The 17,294-nt window shown below is 46.8% G+C and carries 18 protein-coding genes; 11 read left to right on the forward strand and 7 right to left on the reverse strand.

Annotated features, from left to right (window positions below):
* The 7 genes from Q0340_RS01685 to glmU form a co-directional block, all read right to left on the reverse strand.
* Positions 1–729: hypothetical protein (locus Q0340_RS01685; protein ID WP_298081900.1), on the reverse strand; the 729-nt coding region annotated here is incomplete at its 3' end.
* Positions 713–1,744 carry an LptF/LptG family permease gene (locus Q0340_RS01690; protein WP_298081901.1) on the reverse strand — a complete coding sequence of 344 codons (1,032 nt, stop codon included), beginning with the start codon at positions 1,742–1,744 and terminating at the stop codon, positions 713–715. The genes Q0340_RS01685 and Q0340_RS01690, both read right to left, overlap by 17 nt.
* Positions 1,737–2,492, reverse strand: a complete 756-nt coding sequence (locus tag Q0340_RS01695; RefSeq protein WP_177387934.1) for an A24 family peptidase — start codon at positions 2,490–2,492, stop codon at positions 1,737–1,739. The genes Q0340_RS01690 and Q0340_RS01695 overlap by 8 nt, the downstream gene beginning before the upstream one ends.
* A 65-nt stretch (positions 2,493–2,557) precedes the next feature.
* Positions 2,558–2,983, reverse strand: coding sequence for a hypothetical protein (locus tag Q0340_RS01700; protein WP_298081902.1), 426 nt, complete (start codon positions 2,981–2,983; stop codon positions 2,558–2,560).
* A gap of 321 nt (positions 2,984–3,304) precedes the next feature.
* The gene (uppS, locus tag Q0340_RS01705; RefSeq protein ID WP_298081903.1) at positions 3,305–3,982 is read right to left on the reverse strand and encodes a polyprenyl diphosphate synthase; all 678 of its coding nucleotides are present in this window, start codon (positions 3,980–3,982) and stop codon (positions 3,305–3,307) included.
* A gap of 3 nt (positions 3,983–3,985) precedes the next feature.
* Positions 3,986–5,167, reverse strand: coding sequence for a bifunctional phosphopantothenoylcysteine decarboxylase/phosphopantothenate--cysteine ligase CoaBC (gene coaBC, locus Q0340_RS01710; protein WP_297961916.1), 1,182 nt, complete (start codon positions 5,165–5,167; stop codon positions 3,986–3,988).
* Positions 5,160–6,461 carry a bifunctional UDP-N-acetylglucosamine diphosphorylase/glucosamine-1-phosphate N-acetyltransferase GlmU gene (glmU, locus tag Q0340_RS01715; protein WP_298081904.1) on the reverse strand — a complete coding sequence of 434 codons (1,302 nt, stop codon included), beginning with the start codon at positions 6,459–6,461 and terminating at the stop codon, positions 5,160–5,162. Before glmU ends, coaBC begins: the two co-directional genes overlap by 8 nt.
* A gap of 151 nt (positions 6,462–6,612) precedes the next feature.
* On the opposite strand from glmU, the gene Q0340_RS01720 reads away from it, so the two are divergent.
* The 11 genes from Q0340_RS01720 to mnmE form a co-directional block, all read left to right on the forward strand.
* Entirely contained in the window at positions 6,613–7,482 is an 870-nt protein-coding gene (locus tag Q0340_RS01720) for an EamA family transporter (RefSeq protein WP_298081905.1), read from the forward strand.
* 64 nt (positions 7,483–7,546) lie between these two features.
* A complete protein-coding gene (locus Q0340_RS01725) occupies positions 7,547–8,731 on the forward strand; it encodes an efflux RND transporter periplasmic adaptor subunit (RefSeq protein ID WP_298081906.1) in 1,185 nt (394 codons plus the stop codon).
* A gap of 21 nt (positions 8,732–8,752) precedes the next feature.
* Positions 8,753–10,681 (forward strand): MacB family efflux pump subunit, encoded by a 1,929-nt coding sequence (locus Q0340_RS01730; protein ID WP_298081907.1) that lies wholly within the window; start codon positions 8,753–8,755, stop codon positions 10,679–10,681.
* A gap of 13 nt (positions 10,682–10,694) precedes the next feature.
* Positions 10,695–12,053 carry a TolC family protein gene (locus Q0340_RS01735; RefSeq protein ID WP_298081908.1) on the forward strand — a complete coding sequence of 453 codons (1,359 nt, stop codon included), beginning with the start codon at positions 10,695–10,697 and terminating at the stop codon, positions 12,051–12,053.
* Positions 12,050–12,403, forward strand: a complete 354-nt coding sequence (locus Q0340_RS01740; protein ID WP_298081909.1) for a hypothetical protein — start codon at positions 12,050–12,052, stop codon at positions 12,401–12,403. The genes Q0340_RS01735 and Q0340_RS01740 overlap by 4 nt, the downstream gene beginning before the upstream one ends.
* Before the next feature lie 75 nt (positions 12,404–12,478).
* Positions 12,479–12,613 carry a 50S ribosomal protein L34 gene (gene rpmH, locus Q0340_RS01745; protein WP_005873223.1) on the forward strand — a complete coding sequence of 45 codons (135 nt, stop codon included), beginning with the start codon at positions 12,479–12,481 and terminating at the stop codon, positions 12,611–12,613.
* 14 nt (positions 12,614–12,627) lie between these two features.
* Positions 12,628–12,936 (forward strand): ribonuclease P protein component, encoded by a 309-nt coding sequence (gene rnpA / locus Q0340_RS01750; RefSeq protein WP_298081914.1) that lies wholly within the window; start codon positions 12,628–12,630, stop codon positions 12,934–12,936.
* A complete protein-coding gene (gene yidD / locus Q0340_RS01755; protein ID WP_298081910.1) occupies positions 12,933–13,280 on the forward strand; it encodes a membrane protein insertion efficiency factor YidD in 348 nt (115 codons plus the stop codon). The genes rnpA and yidD overlap by 4 nt, the downstream gene beginning before the upstream one ends.
* Entirely contained in the window at positions 13,270–14,913 is a 1,644-nt protein-coding gene (gene yidC / locus Q0340_RS01760; protein ID WP_298081911.1) for a membrane protein insertase YidC, read from the forward strand. Before yidD ends, yidC begins: the two co-directional genes overlap by 11 nt.
* A complete protein-coding gene (locus Q0340_RS01765; RefSeq protein WP_298081912.1) occupies positions 14,910–15,665 on the forward strand; it encodes a Jag N-terminal domain-containing protein in 756 nt (251 codons plus the stop codon). The genes yidC and Q0340_RS01765 overlap by 4 nt, the downstream gene beginning before the upstream one ends.
* Before the next feature lie 2 nt (positions 15,666–15,667).
* A partial coding sequence (gene mnmE, locus Q0340_RS01770) for a tRNA uridine-5-carboxymethylaminomethyl(34) synthesis GTPase MnmE (RefSeq protein WP_298081913.1) occupies positions 15,668–17,294 on the forward strand: 1,627 nt, incomplete at its 3' end.

Below are 17,294 nucleotides of genomic sequence, written 5' to 3' on the forward strand. Positions count from 1 at the left end.
GCCGCTAAATTTCGAGCCGTCGTAGGAATAGACGAGCTTGAGCTTCATGCGCTCGGAGTTCGCGCTCGCGGCATATGCGCACGCATCTGCGGGGGTATTTGGCGCGGCGCTTATTTTGCCGATGTGCGTAAGCTCGCTCGCTGCGAAGTCGCTTGCGGACGCGCTTTTGATAATATTTTTAAGTTCGGACGCGCTTGTGAGGGTGTTTGCGGGGGCGTCCGCTTTGTAGGAGGCGTTTGCCTTGCTGGAGTTTGCGGTGCGGGCGGACGCGGGACGGGTAGTGTAAAATTTTGCGACGGGCGAGATATAGATTTTTAAAGCGTCGTCGCTCGACCCATTAGCTTTCGCAGCGTTTGCCGCGCAAATATCCGAAGCGGCTGCGTCCGTAGAATTTTTGCAAGTGGAATTTAAATCCGCCCCGCGCGCGGTCTTTTTGGTGCGAACGGCGCTAGGGCTTTGCTCGGCTCTTTCGTGGTTCAAATCGCAAGCATGCGCAGTATAGGTAGCCGTATCTGCAAGAGTGGAATTTTTAAAATTTGAAATTTTATCGTTTAATATCAAAGCCTGCTCGCCGCTTTGCGCTTCATGCTTTAAATTTACGCCACGCAAAATTTTAGAGGCGCTAGCCTTGCTCGCCGAAATTTTATCCGCTAAATTTCGAGCGGACGAGCTTTTGTTTAAAATTTTGCCGCTGCAGAGCTCGGAGCTTTTTTCAGTACCTCGGGGCAATTTTGATCCTGTAGTAAAGCAGCGATGCGATAAGCGTAACGCCAAATGTCACTGGAAGCGCGATGCTCGGATGTTTGGAGAGCAGCATGATCAGCGCGAAGTAGCTAAAAAGCACGCCGAAGATCCCCGCGTAAACGAAGCCCTTTTCGTAGCGATAGGTTACGATGCCGAGGCTTAGCGCAAACAGAAAGCTAGCCAGCGGAAAGAGCGAGACGAGGGTGTAGATGCTAAATTCTTTCCTGCGCTTTTCGCTGCCGCCCATCTCGCTCCAGTATCCGATCACGCTGCCTCCGCCGCGGATATTGCGGTCGCTTTGCGTGCGCAGGGTTAGGCTTTCAAACTCGCTTACGTGCCACTGATCGCCGCCCATCGTGTAAATTTTGCCATCGTGCAGCATCGCCGAAAAGCTCGCGTTTTCGTTTTTAAACTCGCCGCTGCGCGCTACGATCATTCGCTCGTGATCCTGCGAGCCACCTGGATTATACAGCACCAGATCCTTATACAGCGTGCTTGTGCCGTTGTTTTCCTGCGAGTCGATAAAAACGAGCCAGTCGGAGAATTTCTGCCCGAATTCGTTGGATTTGATATTTAGCGTCGCGCTAATTTTTTTGTAATCGATGAAATTGTCCTTTAAATTTTCGGCTATCGGCATCATAAAAAGCGATACGAAAAGCAGCGCCAAAGAGCACAGCGCAGCGCTTATACCGAAAAACAGCGCGATCTTGCGCGTGGCGTAGCCGATGGTGAAGATGACGATGGTTTCGTTCTCTTTAGAGAGCCTAAAAAGCGAGATGCTAAGCGCTACGAAAAACGCGATCGGCACCGTAAATATGAGGATGCGCGGTAGCATGAAAAGATAGAGCTTGACTAGCTCTGAAAAATTTATCTCGATAAACGACGTAATGCGCGCGATCTGAAGGAAAAATACGATCGACATTATGATAAAAAGCGTGCTGAAAAGCGACGCGAACGAGCTTACGAAATTGCTAAATAAATAGCGCTGCACCCTATCCATAAATGACGTCCAAGAGCCTTAAAATTTGATCTCTAAAAATAAAAGTAAGAAGCAGCCCCATCGATAAAAACGGCACGAACGGTAGCTCGTAGCCTCTTTTGTGCGCGATGAGATACGCAGGCAGCGTCAAAATCGCGCCGATGTAGATCGAGATGCCGCCCAGCTTCCAGCCCAAAATCGCCCCCATAACGCCCGCGATAAAAATATCCGCGCTGCCCATCGCTTCGCGCTTTAGCACGAAGGTGACGATGAGGCGCAGCACGAAAAATATCGCCGCGTATCCCGCCGCCGCGCCCACGCCGCTAAGATCAAAATCATACATCAGCGTATAAGCAAGCGAAAGCGCCGTAACTACGTAAAGAAGGCTCTCGGGCACGGCTTTATACTCAAAATCGATCGCCGAAAGCGCCATAAGCAGGATGAAGCAAAGCCCGAGCACCGCGGCTTTTGCAAGATCGGGCTCGCCGAAATACGCCGCAAGCGCAAGCGCGCCGCCTAAAAGCTCGACGATCGGGTAGCGGATCGAAATTTTGGTTTTGCAAAAGGCGCATTTGCCGCCCAAAAAGAGCCACGAAAGCAGCGGGATGTTGTGATAAAATTTTAAAGCGTGAGAGCATTTCGGGCAGTGCGAAGCGGGGAAATTTACGCTCTGTCCGCGCGGCAAGCGGTAGATCAGGACGTTGCAAAACGAGCCTACGCAGGTGCCGAATACCGCAAAAATCACGCCGTAAACGATATTTAAATCCATCTTTTTCCTTTGGAGCTTTAACTTTTTAAAATTTAATCAAACGCTTTATGGTAGCGAGAAATTTCTTAGTTTTCATTGATTTTTTGGCTCTCATAAGGGAAAAATTTTACGAAAATCGCCGCCGCGCCTACGCAAAATAAAATGGCTATTAGCCCCGCGATTAGCGGCTCGCCCCATGCCCCATATAATCCGCCGAAAATCAAAAATCCCGCCACCAGTATCACGGCGTCCAAAAGATCGAAGTTTAAAGTATCTACGATCCATAAAAACATAATATATGCGCCTATTCCGCTGCCTGCGGATGCTAAAATCCCCATTTTATCGGGGATGAGGGCAAACGCTAGCACGAAAAACAGCAGCAGGCAAATATAGACCGCCAGTATAAATTTCTTTGGTTTTTTATACACGCTGCCGCATCTTGGGCATCTTAGAGTTTTCATCGGCTTTTTGGTAAGCTTTTTGCCGCAACCGCATTGTATGTAGTAGCTCATGGCCTTCCTTGTCGGTTTTTGCGCGAACGGGCAGCGTGATTTTTAAAATTATGCCGCGTTTAAATTTACCGCGCCGCGCAACACGGCTCGCACTAGAGCTTTAAATTTAAAAGGGCGAAATTTAAAATTTCTATAGCGCCGCGCGCCTACATATTAAAATTTTAAATTTTACGATGCCGTAAATTAAAATCCTGAAATTTCAAAATTTCATGGTGTCGCGAGCGCCCACGGATTAAATTTTAAAATTTACCGCGTTGCAGGCGATTCTGCAAATTAAAATTTTAAAATTTAAAGCGACCGTTAGAGCGACTGCGCCGCAGCTTAAAGACCGCCGTAGCGGCGCTGTTTGCGGCGGAAATCATCCACTATGCGCGCAAGCTCCTCGCGCGTGAAATCCGGCCACAGCGTCGGCGTAAACGCAAGCTCGGCATAGCTTGCTTGCCAGAGTAAGAAATTCGATAGCCGCTGCTCGCCGCCCGTGCGCACCAGCAGATCCACGTCGCCGCTGTGCGCGGTATCCAGATGCGCGCCGATGCCCGCTTCGCTTAGTTGCTCGCCGCTTGCAAGCAGCCTCTCGCATGCTCGCACGATCTCGTCTCGCGAGCCGTAGTTGATCGCTAGGTTAAAATTTAGCGCCCGCCCGTTTTGAGTTAAATTTGAAAGATATTCGATCTCGCTTCGCAGATCGCCCTTAAAAACCGATATGTCGCCGATCGGATAGAATTTTATCCCATTTTGGATAAATTTTTCGCGGCGCGAAATTAGGAATTTTTGAAGCAACTTCATCAAAAATTCCACTTCGCTTTTCGGGCGCTTCCAATTTTCGGTGCTAAAGGCGTAGAGCGTGAGGTTCGCGATGCCTTCGTCGATGCAAAACTCGCAGATCTGCTCCACGACCTCCGCACCCGCTTCGTGCCCGCCGGTGCGCAGCAGACCGCGCTTTTTCGCCCAGCGCCCGTTGCCGTCCATCACGAGGGCTAGATGATTTAGGCTATTCACGGATCAGATTTTTTTCAGCTCAGCCGCGATTTTTAGGGCGACTTCGTCCTTCGGCGCGGTGTCGATTACGACCTGATCGTTTTTCGTGATGAAAGTGACCTTAAGGACGTCGCCGCCGAGCCTAACGATGTCGTCCAGCACGTTTAGGCAGACGGCGTCGAGGTGCTTTTCGTTTAGCATGCGTTTGGCCTCGCCGACGGCGTTTTCGCGGTCGGTTTCGAGTTTAAAGCCCACTTTTTTGATATTTCCGCGCACGGAGCTTAAGATATCCTCGTTTTCGCCCAGGCGTAAATTCCAAATTTCGCCGATCTCCGCTTTTTTCACCTTGTCTTTGTAGCGCACCTTCGGCGAGTAGTCGCTTACCGCGGCAGCCATTATCAAATACGCGCCGTCAGGGAATTTTGTGCTGTCAAGCGCCGATTTTAGCCCGATGGTGCTTTCAAATTTAACGAGCTTGTATGGTAAATTTTCATATTCGTTGCTAGAGATCAGCGTCACATCCGCGCCTAGGTAAAACAGCGCGTCGGCAATCGCTTTGGAGGTTTTACCGCTGGAAAAATTCGTAATGCCGCGCACGCTATCGATCTTTTCGATCGTCGCTCCTCCGGTGATGATGACGGTTTTATCCTCCCAAAATTTATCGTTGTAAAGCGCGCGCTTTAGCGTCTGCATAATCGCCTCGGTGCTCGCTAGCCCGCCCTTGCCGGTATCTCCGCAAGCTAGGGTTTTTTCTATCGGATCCACAAAATACGCATTGACGCTCGCTTTTAGCATATCGATGCAGTTTTTCGTGATGTTGTTTTCAAGTAGCGCAGGGTTTGCGGCGGGCGCGATGACTACTTTGGCGTGAGCGAAAGCCGCGTTTAGCACCTCTAAAAATACGTTGTCGCAGACGCCCCACGCGAGCTTGTTTATAGTATTTGCCGTCGCGGGTGCTATCAAAACTAAATCCACCTTGGAATAAGCGATGTGGTTGATGCCCGCCTGCCAGTTTTCGTTGGCTTTGCAAAGCACGGGGTGATCGCACAGCGCCTCGAACGCTTTGTAGCTGACAAACTCCTGCACGCCGTCGCTAAGCGCAACATAGACGTCGAAATTCGACTTTTTCAGAGCGGATAAAATTTCAAACGCTTTGTAAAAACTGATACTCCCGCAAACCGCGAGTAAAACCTTTTTCTTATTCATCTTCGCTCCTAAAAAATTTATGGAAAAACCCATCTTTGTTGATTTGTTTGCTTCGGCTGATCGCCAGCGCGCCGCTCGGAACGTCGCTTGTAACCGTCGTGCCCGCGGCGATTATGACGTCGTCGGCTATCCGCACGGGCGCTACTAGCTGCGTATCCGAGCCGATGAAGACGTTTTTGCCGATTATCGTTTTGTATTTTTTCTTGCCGTCGTAGTTGCACGTAATCGTGCCGCAGCCGATATTGCTGCCCTCATCGATCTCGCAATCCCCAAGATAGCTTAAATGCCCCGCCTTGATCTTGTTTACTTTCGCGTTTTTAAGCTCGACGAAATTTCCGATATGGGTGCCTATAACTTCGCATTTTGGGCGCAGATGTGCCATCGGGCCGATGTCGGAGTTTTTTACGACGCTATCTTCGATGACGCAGCCGCTTTTTATAAGTGAGCTTTCGATCACGCAAGGACCGATGATGCTTACGTTTTCTTGCAGCTCGCACTCGCCGATAAATTTCGCCCTGCTGTCGATGTAGATGCTTTGCGGTAGGCGCATCAAAACGCCTTGTTTCATCAAATTTTCTTTTATCTCGTTTTGCATTAAATTTTCGGCGATGCTGAGGGCAAATTTATCGTTTATGCCCATGAAGCTTTGCTCATCCACCCACACGGCGGCGCATTTTAAGCCCATATCTTTGGCGATTTTGATCGCGTCTGTGAGGTAGTACTCTTTTTGCGCATTATCGGGTTTGATCTGCGGCAGGATCTGTTTCAATGCCTCGCTTTTGAAGCAGTAGCAGCCGGCATTTGCGTCTTTTACCGCCTTTTCTTCCTCGCTTGCGTCCTTTTGCTCGACGATCTTTAAAATTTCGCCGCCGCGAGTAATTACGCGGCCGTATCCGAATGGATCGCGCGCGCTAAAAACGCTTAGATTTACTTCCGCGTCTCCCTCACAGAGTTTGCGAAGCTCGGCGCTTTTTACCAAAGGCATATCGCCGCAGATTATGAGCGTTTTGGCTCCGCGGATTTCGACCTCTTTTAGTCCGCCCGCGGTGCCGGGGAAATGCTCGTGGTCTTGTTTGTAAATTTTAGCGTTTGGGAAGTGCGCTAGAACCGCGCTTTTAACCTCGTCGAATTGATAGTGTAAAATCACGCTCACGTCGTTTGAAATTTCGTAAGCTTTCTTTAGGATGTGGATTATCATCGGCTCGCCGCAAAGCTCGAAAAGAACCTTAGCTTTTTGCGACTTCATCCGAGTGCCCAGCCCTGCGGCAAGAACTATAACCGAAACGTCGTTCATTTTTACCCTTAAATTTCAAAAAATTGGATAATTTTAACACATTTAAAATAAATAAAAACCTAAATTTATGCCGCGCGGGCGAAATTTAAATCCCAAATTTAACTAAAATTTTATAAAATTCCGCCTAAATTTTAAAGCTTAGGCGGACGTTTTGAAAAAACTGATTTTGGTTACTTGTATTTGGGCTTTTAGTTTCTCGCTGATAGGCGAGTTTTTGCGCGGTATAGACAGCGCGTATTTGGCATTTTCGCGCGTATCGTTGGCGCTAATTTGCTTCCTGCCGTTTATGAAATTTCGCGGCGTAAATCCCACTTTAGCGCTTAAAATTTGCACCGTGGGCGCCGTGCAGATCGGCGTGATGTATATCTTCTACTACCGCAGCTTTGCGTATTTGAAGGTCTATGAAGTGGCGCTTTTTACGATATTTACTCCGTTTTACGTGACGCTGCTTTACGACGCGCTTAAGCTTAGATTTCGCGCGTTATACCTTTTCAGCGTCGCAGTCGCGGTGCTAGGTGCCCTGGTGATCAAATTCGGCGCGATAAATTCCGAGTTTTTGACGGGCTTCTTGCTCGTGCAAGGCGCAAATTTATGCTTCGGGCTCGGACAGAGCGCGTATAAATTTATGCTGGAGCGCCACGGCTTTAGCGAGCAGAAGGAGCTTTTCGGCTACTTTTTTGTGGGGGCTACCGCGGTTACGGCGATTGCCGCGATCGTGCTCGGAGATTTTTCTAAATTTAATCCTAGCTTCTCGCAGGGCGCGGTGATTGTGTATCTGGGTACGGTAGCCAGCGCTTTAGGGTATTTTTTGTGGAACAAAGGCGCGTGCGAAGTCGATAGCGGCGTGCTTGCGATTATGAATAACGCGCTCATCCCCGCAGCGATCATCGTAAATTTGGTATTTTGGCAAAAGAACGCCGATATAGCGCGCCTACTTGCGGGCTCGGCGTTGATCTACGTTTCGCTAATTTTACATAAAAAGATCATGAAATTTTACGCCCTGCGCGAGCAAAGAATTTAGTATTTAACTAAAATTTTATATTTTTACATTAGAATTAGCCCTTATTTTATTTGAAGTTGGCAAAATGAAAAAAACCTTGAAATTTATCGGCTCTATCGTACTTATCTTTATTGTGATATATTTTTTATACGGCAAATTTTTTAAGCAAGAAGAGGCGCCGAAGGCTCTCACCACAAAGCTTGAAAAGGGCGATATCAGAGGCACGGTGACGGCTGCCGGAGAGGTTTATGCCAGAGATTTGGTCGATGTGGGCGCGCAGGTAAGCGGTCAGATCAAAAAACTCTACGTCAAAGTTGGCGATAAGGTTCAAAAGGGCGATATGATCGCACAGATCGATTCCGTCACGCAAGAAAACGAGATTGCGCAGCAAAAGGCGCAGCTTTTGATCCACGAGGCAAATTTAGCTTCGGCAAAGATCGCCGCGGCAAACGCTAAAACGCAGTATAACCGCGAGCTTGAGCTGTATAAAAGAAACGCCGCTTCCAAAGAGGCTGTGGAAAACGCTAAAAATAGCGCCGCTTTAAAAGAGGCCGAGCAGAAGCAGATCGAGGCGCAGATCGAGCAGACCAAACTTCAGCTAAGCACGGCGGAGACGAATTTCGGCTACACCAAAATCACGGCTCCGATAAGCGGCACGATCGTTTCCATGCCGGTAGAGGAGGGCAAAACGGTAAATTCCAACCAAACTACGCCTACGATCGTAAAGATCGCCGATCTAAGCAAGATGGAGATCAAGATGCAAATCGCAGAGGGCGATATATCCAAAGTAAAGGTCGGAATGGACGTAGAATACTCCATACTATCGGATCTGGATAATATCAAAAAGGCTAAAATTTACAAGATCGATCCGGGTCTTACCACGCTTAGCGACGGGACGTACGATAAAACCTCTAGCGGTTCGTCCTATTCTTCGAGCAGCAGCGACAGCGCGATCTATTTTTACGCAAAGATGCTCGTGGATAACGAAAACGATTTTTTAAAGATCGGAATGACGACCGAAAACAACATAATCGTAAGCGAAGCGAACAATACTAGCTACCTACCTACCTCGGTTATCAAGCGCGACGCGAAAGGCGATTACGTCACGGTGCTTAACGGCAAAGAGCCTGAGCAGCGATACGTAAAAACGGGCGTCAGCGACGATTTGAATACTGAAATTTTAAGCGGTTTGGATGAAAAAGATGAGGTGCTTATCGCTGACGGAAAAGCCGCGCCGTTAAATATGGACGGGCCTCCGATGGTGTTTTAGTTAAAATTTTATGGTGTGAAGATGCTAGAGCTTAAAGATATAAACAAAAAATTCATTCTCGGCGATAACGAAATCCACGTATTAAAGGACGTAAGCTTAAATATCGAAGCGGGCGAGTTTATATCGATAATCGGGCAATCCGGAAGCGGAAAATCGACGCTGATGAATATAATCGGCTGCATCGATACGCCAAGTAGCGGAAGCTATAAGATCGAAGGTCGCGAAACCGCGAATTTAAGCGGCGACGAGCTCGCGGCGCTTAGAAGTAAAAAATTTGGCTTTGTCTTTCAAAAATACAATCTCATCGCCACGATGGACGCGACCGCAAACGTCTCGCTGCCTGCGGTGTATGCGGGCGTAGGGGCGAGCGAACGGACGAAACGGGCGGTAGAGCTTTTGAATAAGCTGGAGCTTGGCGATCGCACCAAAAATTTACCGAGCAAGCTTAGCGGCGGGCAGCAGCAGCGCGTAAGTATCGCCCGCGCTCTGATAAACGGCGGCGAAGTGATTTTGGCGGACGAGCCTACCGGCGCGCTTGATAGCAAAAGTGGCGAGACGGTGATGCAAATTTTAACAGCGCTGCACAAAGAGGGTCATACCATCATCATAGTTACGCATGATGCACATATTGCGGAATTTGCGGATCGTATCATCGAGATAAAAGACGGCAGAATTTTAAGCGATAAAAGAAAGACCGAGCGGATTTTTGAGCGCAAAAAAGAGCAGTTCAAAACTAAAAATTCCTTTATATTTTGCAAAGATCAGCTCATCGAAAGCTTTAAAATGTCGATTAGCGCGATATTTTCGCATAAATTAAGATCAATTTTGACGATGCTAGGCATCATCATCGGCATCGCCTCGGTTATCTGCGTAGTAGCTCTCGGTAAGGGTTCGGAGGAGCAAATTTTATCCGAGATCCGTAAAATTGGCACCAATACGATCGATATCTTTCCCGGTAAAAATTTCGGCGACGTGCGTGCGGGCTTCGTGAGCACCCTTACGATAAGCGATTCGAAGGTTTTGGCGCGCCAGCCCTACGTCGATTATGCCACACCAAATGCTTCTGCAAGCGGTACGGCAACATATGCTAATTTAAGCTCCAAGGCTCAACTGCGCGGCGGCGGCGTGAATTCTTTGGCGGTTAATGGCATAGATATAGAAGATGGTAGAAATTTTAGCGACGATGATATTAAAAATTCTGCCTCTGTCGCGATTATCGATCCAAACACTAAAAAAACATTTTTTAAAAATTCCGATCCTATTGGCAAGACGATTTTATTTTCGGGTAAGCCACTTAAGATCATAGGAATTTCGGGTAAGGATGAGAACGCCTTCGGAAGCAACGAAAATTTAAGAATTTATGCGCCGTACTCAACCGTGATGAATAAAATCACGGGCAATCGAAAAATCAGCTCTATCACCATCAAAATAAAAGACGATGTCAATACTCAAGTGGCCGAAGAGAGCCTAACTCAGCTACTTATCCAAAGACACGGCTCGCGGGATTTTCATACGATGAACGCAGATACTATCAAACAAACAATACAAAGCACTACCGGCACGATGACGATTCTGATCTCATCGATCGCAGTGATCTCGCTCGTCGTCGGCGGCATCGGCGTGATGAATATCATGCTCGTAAGCGTTACCGAGCGCACGCGCGAAATCGGCATCAGAATGGCGATCGGAGCGAAGCAATCCAACATCTTGCAGCAGTTTTTGATAGAGGCGATCTTGCTTTGCTCGCTGGGCGGAGCTTTAGGAATTTTAATCGCTTTGGCGCTTGGATTTGCGTTTAATACCATAAGCCCGGATTTTGCGATGAAATTTACTACGGCGCCTTTCGTGATCGCCTTTGCGGCGTCGTCCGCGATCGGTATAGTTTTCGGCTATCTGCCGGCAAGAAACGCCAGCAGATTAAATCCGATAGATGCTTTAGCACAAGAATAATCAAGGAGAGAAAATGATAAATTCCAAAGTAATTTTAGGCGGCGTTTTAGCTGTTTTTATCGGCGGTTGTGCCTCAAATCAAAGTGAGGTCGAATTTAAGCCTGTAGAGCATTTCAAGGACGAAAATACAAGCTATGAAATCGATACGCTGTGGTATAAAAAATATGGCGAATCGTATCTAAATAAGCTTGTAGATCAAGCCCTTGCGAACAACTACGATCTAAAAACAGCGGCTTTAAACGTTGAGAGTGCTTATGCAAATTTAGGGCTAAGCAGGGCTGATCTTTTTCCTACGCTAAGCAGCTCGTGGAGTGCGGGCGCTAATCGCGACATAAGCACCGGCTCGAATTGGAACAAAACCTATAGTTCGGGCTTTAATGTAAGCTATGAGCTTGATCTTTTCGGCAAGATCCGCTCGGCGGTAAATGCCGAGGGCTGGAACGCTAAAGCCAGCGAGTTTGACCTTGAAAATACTCGCCTGACTCTTATAAATTCCGTCGTAAGCGGCTACTTCGAGATGCTTTATCTAAACGATTCGCTAAAATGGACAAAACAGAATTTAAGCGATTACCGAGAGATCGAAAAAATAATCAAGGCAAAATACGATTACGGCAAGTCCGAACAGCTTGATTACAGGCAGATTCAAAATTCTATCCTAGGGCTTGAAAACAAGGTCTTAAGCATTCAAAAAAATATCGAGGATAATCATAAATATATGAGAAATCTCATCTCCTCCAGCTTGCAATTTGATGATAACACCGATTCGATAAATTCCATAGAATTCCAAGGCGTTGATCTAAATGTGCCTTACACGGCGCTTGCTAACCGCCCAGATATTAGAGCTGCGATCGCTAGGTTAAATTCCAGCTTTTACGACGAACAGACCGCTAAGTTAAATTTCTTTCCTAGCGTGAATTTGGGCGCAGGGCTTACTAACGGGCAAGGCGTGAGCGCTAACGATAGTTTCAAGCTAAATTTTTTAAGCGGCAACGTAAGCATAAGTCTGCCGTTTTTGGATTATGCGAGGGTTGAAAACCGCCTTAAAATTTCGGAGATCGCTTTTCGCAAAAACGTCGTAAATTACGAACAGACGCTCTCTAACGCTACGAATGAGGTGCTAAATTTATATAGAATTTATCAGATCAATCTGGCTAGCCTTAAAAATTTAAGTGCCGCTTATGACGAAAAGGCGCGTATTGCCGATCTTTACGCTGCGAAATACGAAGCAGGTTCAAGCGAGCTAAAGGATATGCTAGAAGCCCGCACCGACGCCGTAAATGCCAAGATAAACGAGCTAAATCAAAGATATTTGACGCTTCAAAACGAGGCGGCGATCTATCGCGCGATGGCAGGTAAATTTAAACGCAAATGAAAAAGGCTTTGATATTTTGGCTGCTTTGTGGCGCGATATTTGCTGATTGCACGGCGTTAAGCGCACAAGATGGTGCAGTAAGCCTTGGTGTCAGCGCTTACGTTGCGGACGATAAACAATCAGAATTTGAGAAAAACCATAGTGAAATTATGCTAAATCGTCAAAAAAATGAATTAGATCGGCAAAGCCTGCAAAATAATTTGCAATGTGAATCAAAAGGCGTAGACGACCACGATGATTTTTCGATGAAAAAACAGCCGATGCAAGACATCAAGGAGCGAAACAATAAAAATGAGAAGGACTTAAAACTGCGCCGTAAAAAGCTGCAAGGCGACGCTTATCGGCGCTAGGGCTGCTTTTGTTTATCGGTTTTTAAGTAAAGTTTCTATAAAATCTCCGCTTTACATTTTCTTAAAGGAACAGTTATGAAAAGAACGTACCAACCCCACAATACCCCTAAAAAGCGTACTCACGGCTTTCGCGTCCGCATGAAAACAAAAAACGGTCGCAGAGTTTTAAGTGCAAGACGTGCTAAAGGCAGAAGAAGATTGGCTGCGTAGGCGAATTCGCTGCGATAAGCGATAGCAGGGTTTTTTCGGAGGTTTATAAAAGTGCGGCAAAGTGGCATTGCGAATGCGCTGTCGTGTATTTTTTGGCTAGCGAAGAGCGTAAATTTAGCGCGGTCGCCAGCAAAAAAATAGGCAATTCGGTCACGCGAAACCGCGCCAAAAGACGTTTGCGCGCCGCGTTTTATAACCAAAAAGACGCCATTGTTAGCGGAATTTTTATATTAATCGCAAAAAAGCAGATCATAGATATGAGCTTTGACGACATCGAGCGAAATTTAAAATGGGCGTTTAAAAAGATCGGCGCAGTAAAATGAAGAGATTTTTTATAGTCGCGATCGGGTTTTATCGAAAATTTATTTCGCCTTTGCTACCGCGCTGTTGCCGTTATTATCCGAGCTGTTCGGAATACGCGCTTTATGAGTTTAAGTTTAACGGCGTCTTTGGCGCGCTCTGCGCTGTAACGGCTAGAATTTTAAGATGCAATCCGCTCTTTAGCGGTGGAATAGATTATCCGATAATCGCGCGAAATTTCAAATTTTGCGTATTTTCTAAAATCCGTAGCAGCAGTGCCTCTACGGATAAATTTAAGCTTTGGTTTATACCATATAAAAAAAATAGATATTACGTCATACGACTAGGAGAAAATAGTGCTAGATAAACTTCCTCAATCAAAGCGCCTTGCTATCGCAATAGCAACTGCGCTCATATTTTTCGTAGCTTACGATCATTTTTATTTATCAAAAATTCGCGCCGCAATGGAGGCAAATGCAACCGCAGCGCAAATCGCGCAAAAAAATGCCGCCAAGTCCGCTCCGCAAACTACCGCCGCTGGCGTGAGCGCGCAGGGAGCGAATTTAAATACCACAAATTCCATCTCTGCACCGTTAGTACGCGTAGTCGGAAAAGAAGCAAATTTTACGATCGACGGGCTCGGTCGCATAAGCTCGTATGTGCTAAACGATGCGAAATTCCGTGACGAAAACGGCGATGCGATAAATTTGATCGATCCTAAATCGCATTCTAAACCGCTTGAGATGCGCTTCGAGGACGCGGCGTTGAATGCGATGGCTTTCGATACTCCTTACAGCGCTTCATCTAGCGAGCTGGACGTACGAAACGGAGAGGCTAGCGTTACGTTAAGTCAAAGTTTAGGCGCCGTTAGCATAAATAAAATTCTTACCTTTTATCCGAATGGTAGTTATAAATTGAATCTGAAGTTAAGCGGCAATGCGCGTTATTTTATCAGCCCCGGCTCGCGTCCGAACGTAGAAGTAGATAGCTATACGGTTCACGGCGTCATCGTAGGAAAACCGGGCGAAGCGGGAATTTCAGATAAAATCGCTTCATTTTTTACTGGCTCGCAAGCTATAAGCGAAAGCGTAGAAATTTTTAAAGATGGCGATGTGGATAAAAACGAGCGAATAAGTGGCGCAAATATCGCTGCGAGCTCGGATCGCTATTATACGACGCTATTTTACGGAGAGAGCTTGAATGCGACCGTGACTGACGCAGATAAAATTTCGCAGGTTTTCATAGGCTCAGACGGCGATCTTAGTCTTACGGGCTATATCGGCGCGAAAGATCACGCAACGCTAAGCTCGATAAATCCTGCTCTTACGCACATTATCGAATACGGCTGGTTTACCTTTATCGCCCGCCCGATGTTTAAATTTCTAAACTGGCTGCACGGCTATATCGGTAACTGGGGCTGGTCGATCGTAGTGCTTACGCTCATCATCCGCCTAATCTTATTCCCGCTAAGCTACAAGGGAATGCTATCTATGAATAAGCTAAAAGATCTGGCGCCTAAGATGAAGGAGCTTCAGGAGAAATATAAGGACGATAAGCAGAAGCTGCAGATGCATATGATGGATCTGTATAAGAAAAACGGCGCCAATCCGATGGGAGGCTGCTTGCCGATCCTGCTTCAGATCCCGGTATTTTTCGCGATCTACCGCGTGCTGCTTAACGCGATCGAGCTAAAGGGCGCGGAGTGGGCGCTGTGGATCCACGATCTGTCGCTTAAAGATCCATATTACATCCTGCCGATTACGATGGGAATTTTGATGTTTTTGCAGCAAAAGATTACGCCGACTACATTTACCGATCCGATGCAAGAGAAGATGATGAAATTCTTGCCGCTCATTTTTACGGTATTTTTTGTGATGTTCCCTGCTGGTCTTACGCTATACTGGACGGTAAATAATTTCTGCTCCATTATCCAGCAATATGTCATCAATAAAGCCTTTGCTAGGCATAAACAAGCTCAAATAGCGGAGAAAAAATCATGATAATTGAAGCAGAAAATTTAAAAGACGCATATAATAAAGCAGCAGCTGAGCTTGGATGCTCGGTAACGCAGCTTAACGTGCGCGTGCTGCAGCATCCAAGCGGCGGATTTTTGGGCTTTTTTAAGAAAAATGCCGTAATAGAAGCGGTTCTCGAAGGGGAGAAATTTAGCGAAAATCCGGAATTTAGCGCCTCTCAAAACAAAACCGGCAAAGCAGAGAAAAAGCAGGGCGACAAATCAGAGTCACAAAATTCGCGCGCCACGCATTCTAAACATCGCAAAGAAAAGCAAAAGGGCGTTGTGACGGATGAAATTTTATCCGATATCAAAGAGAAGCTATCTGCACTTTTTAGATCAAGTGAGTTTAATATCGAAGTTAGCGATGTTAGCAAAATCGACGAAAATACCGTCTATATCAAGATGCAAGGCGAGGATAGCGCGCTTTTGATAGGCAAAGAAGGACACCGCTACAAGGCACTTTCGTATATGATTTACAACTGGATCAGCATCAGATATGATCTTGCTGTGGTTTTTGAAATCGCGGAATTTTTACAAAATCAAGAACGATTTATCGATTCTTATGTAAATGCGCTCGTGGAACGCTCCGGAAATGAGCGTATCGTCACGAAAGCTTTTGACGGCGCATTTATCAAAATCGTAGCCGATAAACTAAAGCGGGCGTATCCAGATCGTTTCGTGGGCATCAAATCCACGCGTAGCGGCAAAATCGTCATCGTAGACGAAAAAAGCTAATCGTGAGCGAGACTATCGCCGCTATCGCTACGGCTCACGGCATCGGCGGAATTTGCATAGTTAGAATTTCAGGCGAGGAAGCGCTATCTATCGCTCTAAGCCTTTCACATCGCAGTTCTTTGCGACCTCGCTATGCTACGCTTGTGAATCTTTTTGACGCGAGCGGCGAAGCGTTCGGCGAGGCGATTTTGATATATTTTAAAGCTCCGCATAGCTTTACCGGCGAGGATGTCGTAGAAGTGCAGACCCACGGCGGCTTTACGGCTTCATCCTTGGCGTTAGATGCCGTGCTGGCTCTGGGTGCGCGCATAGCAAATCCGGGCGAGTTTAGTAAGCGAGCGTTTTTAAACGGCAAAATGGATCTTAGTAAAGCCGAAGCCATAAGCGATCTGATTAATTCGCGCTCGCAAAGTGCGGCTAAAGCTTTAGCGCGTAGCCTGCGAGGCGAGCTGGCAGACTTCGTCGCAAATCTGCGCGCGGCTCTGGTTAAGACGCTAGCTTTTGTCGAGGTTTGCATCGATTACGCGGAGGACGATCTGCCTTCTGACGTGCTGCAAGACTCGCAAGAAATGCTTAGTCAAAATATCGCTTCGCTAGAAAAAATCACTCGCATCAGCCGCAGCCGAAGAGGGCTAATCGAGGGCTTTAAAGTAGCGATTGTGGGTAAGCCCAATGTCGGTAAATCAAGCATTTTAAATTCTATGCTGAGCTTTAGTCGCGCTATCGTGAGCGACGAAGCGGGCACTACGCGCGATCTCATCGAAGAAAGCCTGCAAATAGGCACTCATCTAATCCGTATAGTCGATACTGCAGGTATCAGACACAGCGGCTCAAAGCTCGAAAGTATCGGCATTTCATATTCGCTTCGCGCTGCAAGCGAGGCGGACGTGATTTTGGCGGTGTTTGACGCAAGTCGCGAATGGGATGCTGAGGACGCGCAGATCCTAAAAATATTGCGCGAACAAAAAGAGAAAAAAATCATCTACGTTTTAAATAAATGCGACTTGCCGCGTAAATTTCATCCTAGCGTGGAGGATCTTGACGAGGATTTAGAGGCTTTTTCTGAAAAAAAATTCGCAGCCGAAAATCCCATACCAGAGAATTCCGCAGCCGAAAATTTAAAGCAAAGTCGGACCTGCGACGCTTCTTTAAATTCCTGCGCGCAGAATTTAAAAGCTAAAAATTTAAAGCGTGACTTAAGCGCGCAAAATTCTACTTCCACAAATTCCGCGCCTACAAGCCAAATAGCTCTTGCGAATTCCATAAATCCAAAGGAACAGAATTTTGCCGCAAAAGCGGGACTAGCGTCGCCAAATACCGAGCGCGCTACTGCAAGCTGTGCTGCGGAGAATTTTACGAAAGATGATTCCAAACAAAATTCTGCAAATTCCATCGCGCCTAGTAGCTCTGCAAAAAATTCCGCTAGGCAAACTACCCAAGCAAATTCCATTTTTACGCCACTTGAAATTTCTGCAAATGAGGGCGTAGATAAAATTTTAACCGCACTTGAGAGCTACTTAAATTCTCAAAATTTCGATGGTCTTATGCTAAGCAACGAGCGGCAAATTCTATCTTGCGAGAGCGCGCTTGCAGCTCTTAAAAACGCGAGCGAGCGCCTGGCTTGCGGCG

It is taken from the genome of uncultured Campylobacter sp., assembly GCF_938045595.1.
In the GTDB taxonomy this organism is placed as follows: Bacteria; Campylobacterota; Campylobacteria; order Campylobacterales; family Campylobacteraceae; genus Campylobacter_B.

Coding starts and splice junctions, on each gene's coding strand:
- Q0340_RS01690 (WP_298081901.1), bottom strand. CDS start 1,744: ATGGATAGGGTGCAGCGCTATTTATTTAGCAATTTCGTAAGCTCGTTC.
- Q0340_RS01695 (WP_177387934.1), bottom strand. CDS start 2,492: ATGGATTTAAATATCGTTTACGGCGTGATTTTTGCGGTATTCGGCACC.
- Q0340_RS01700 (WP_298081902.1), bottom strand. CDS start 2,983: ATGAGCTACTACATACAATGCGGTTGCGGCAAAAAGCTTACCAAAAAG.
- coaBC (WP_297961916.1), bottom strand. CDS start 5,167: ATGAATAAGAAAAAGGTTTTACTCGCGGTTTGCGGGAGTATCAGTTTT.
- glmU (WP_298081904.1), bottom strand. CDS start 6,461: ATGAACGACGTTTCGGTTATAGTTCTTGCCGCAGGGCTGGGCACTCGG.
- Q0340_RS01725 (WP_298081906.1), top strand. CDS start 7,547: ATGAAAAAAACCTTGAAATTTATCGGCTCTATCGTACTTATCTTTATT.
- Q0340_RS01730 (WP_298081907.1), top strand. CDS start 8,753: ATGCTAGAGCTTAAAGATATAAACAAAAAATTCATTCTCGGCGATAAC.
- Q0340_RS01735 (WP_298081908.1), top strand. CDS start 10,695: ATGATAAATTCCAAAGTAATTTTAGGCGGCGTTTTAGCTGTTTTTATC.
- Q0340_RS01740 (WP_298081909.1), top strand. CDS start 12,050: ATGAAAAAGGCTTTGATATTTTGGCTGCTTTGTGGCGCGATATTTGCT.
- rpmH (WP_005873223.1), top strand. CDS start 12,479: ATGAAAAGAACGTACCAACCCCACAATACCCCTAAAAAGCGTACTCAC.
- yidD (WP_298081910.1), top strand. CDS start 12,933: ATGAAGAGATTTTTTATAGTCGCGATCGGGTTTTATCGAAAATTTATT.
- Q0340_RS01765 (WP_298081912.1), top strand. CDS start 14,910: ATGATAATTGAAGCAGAAAATTTAAAAGACGCATATAATAAAGCAGCA.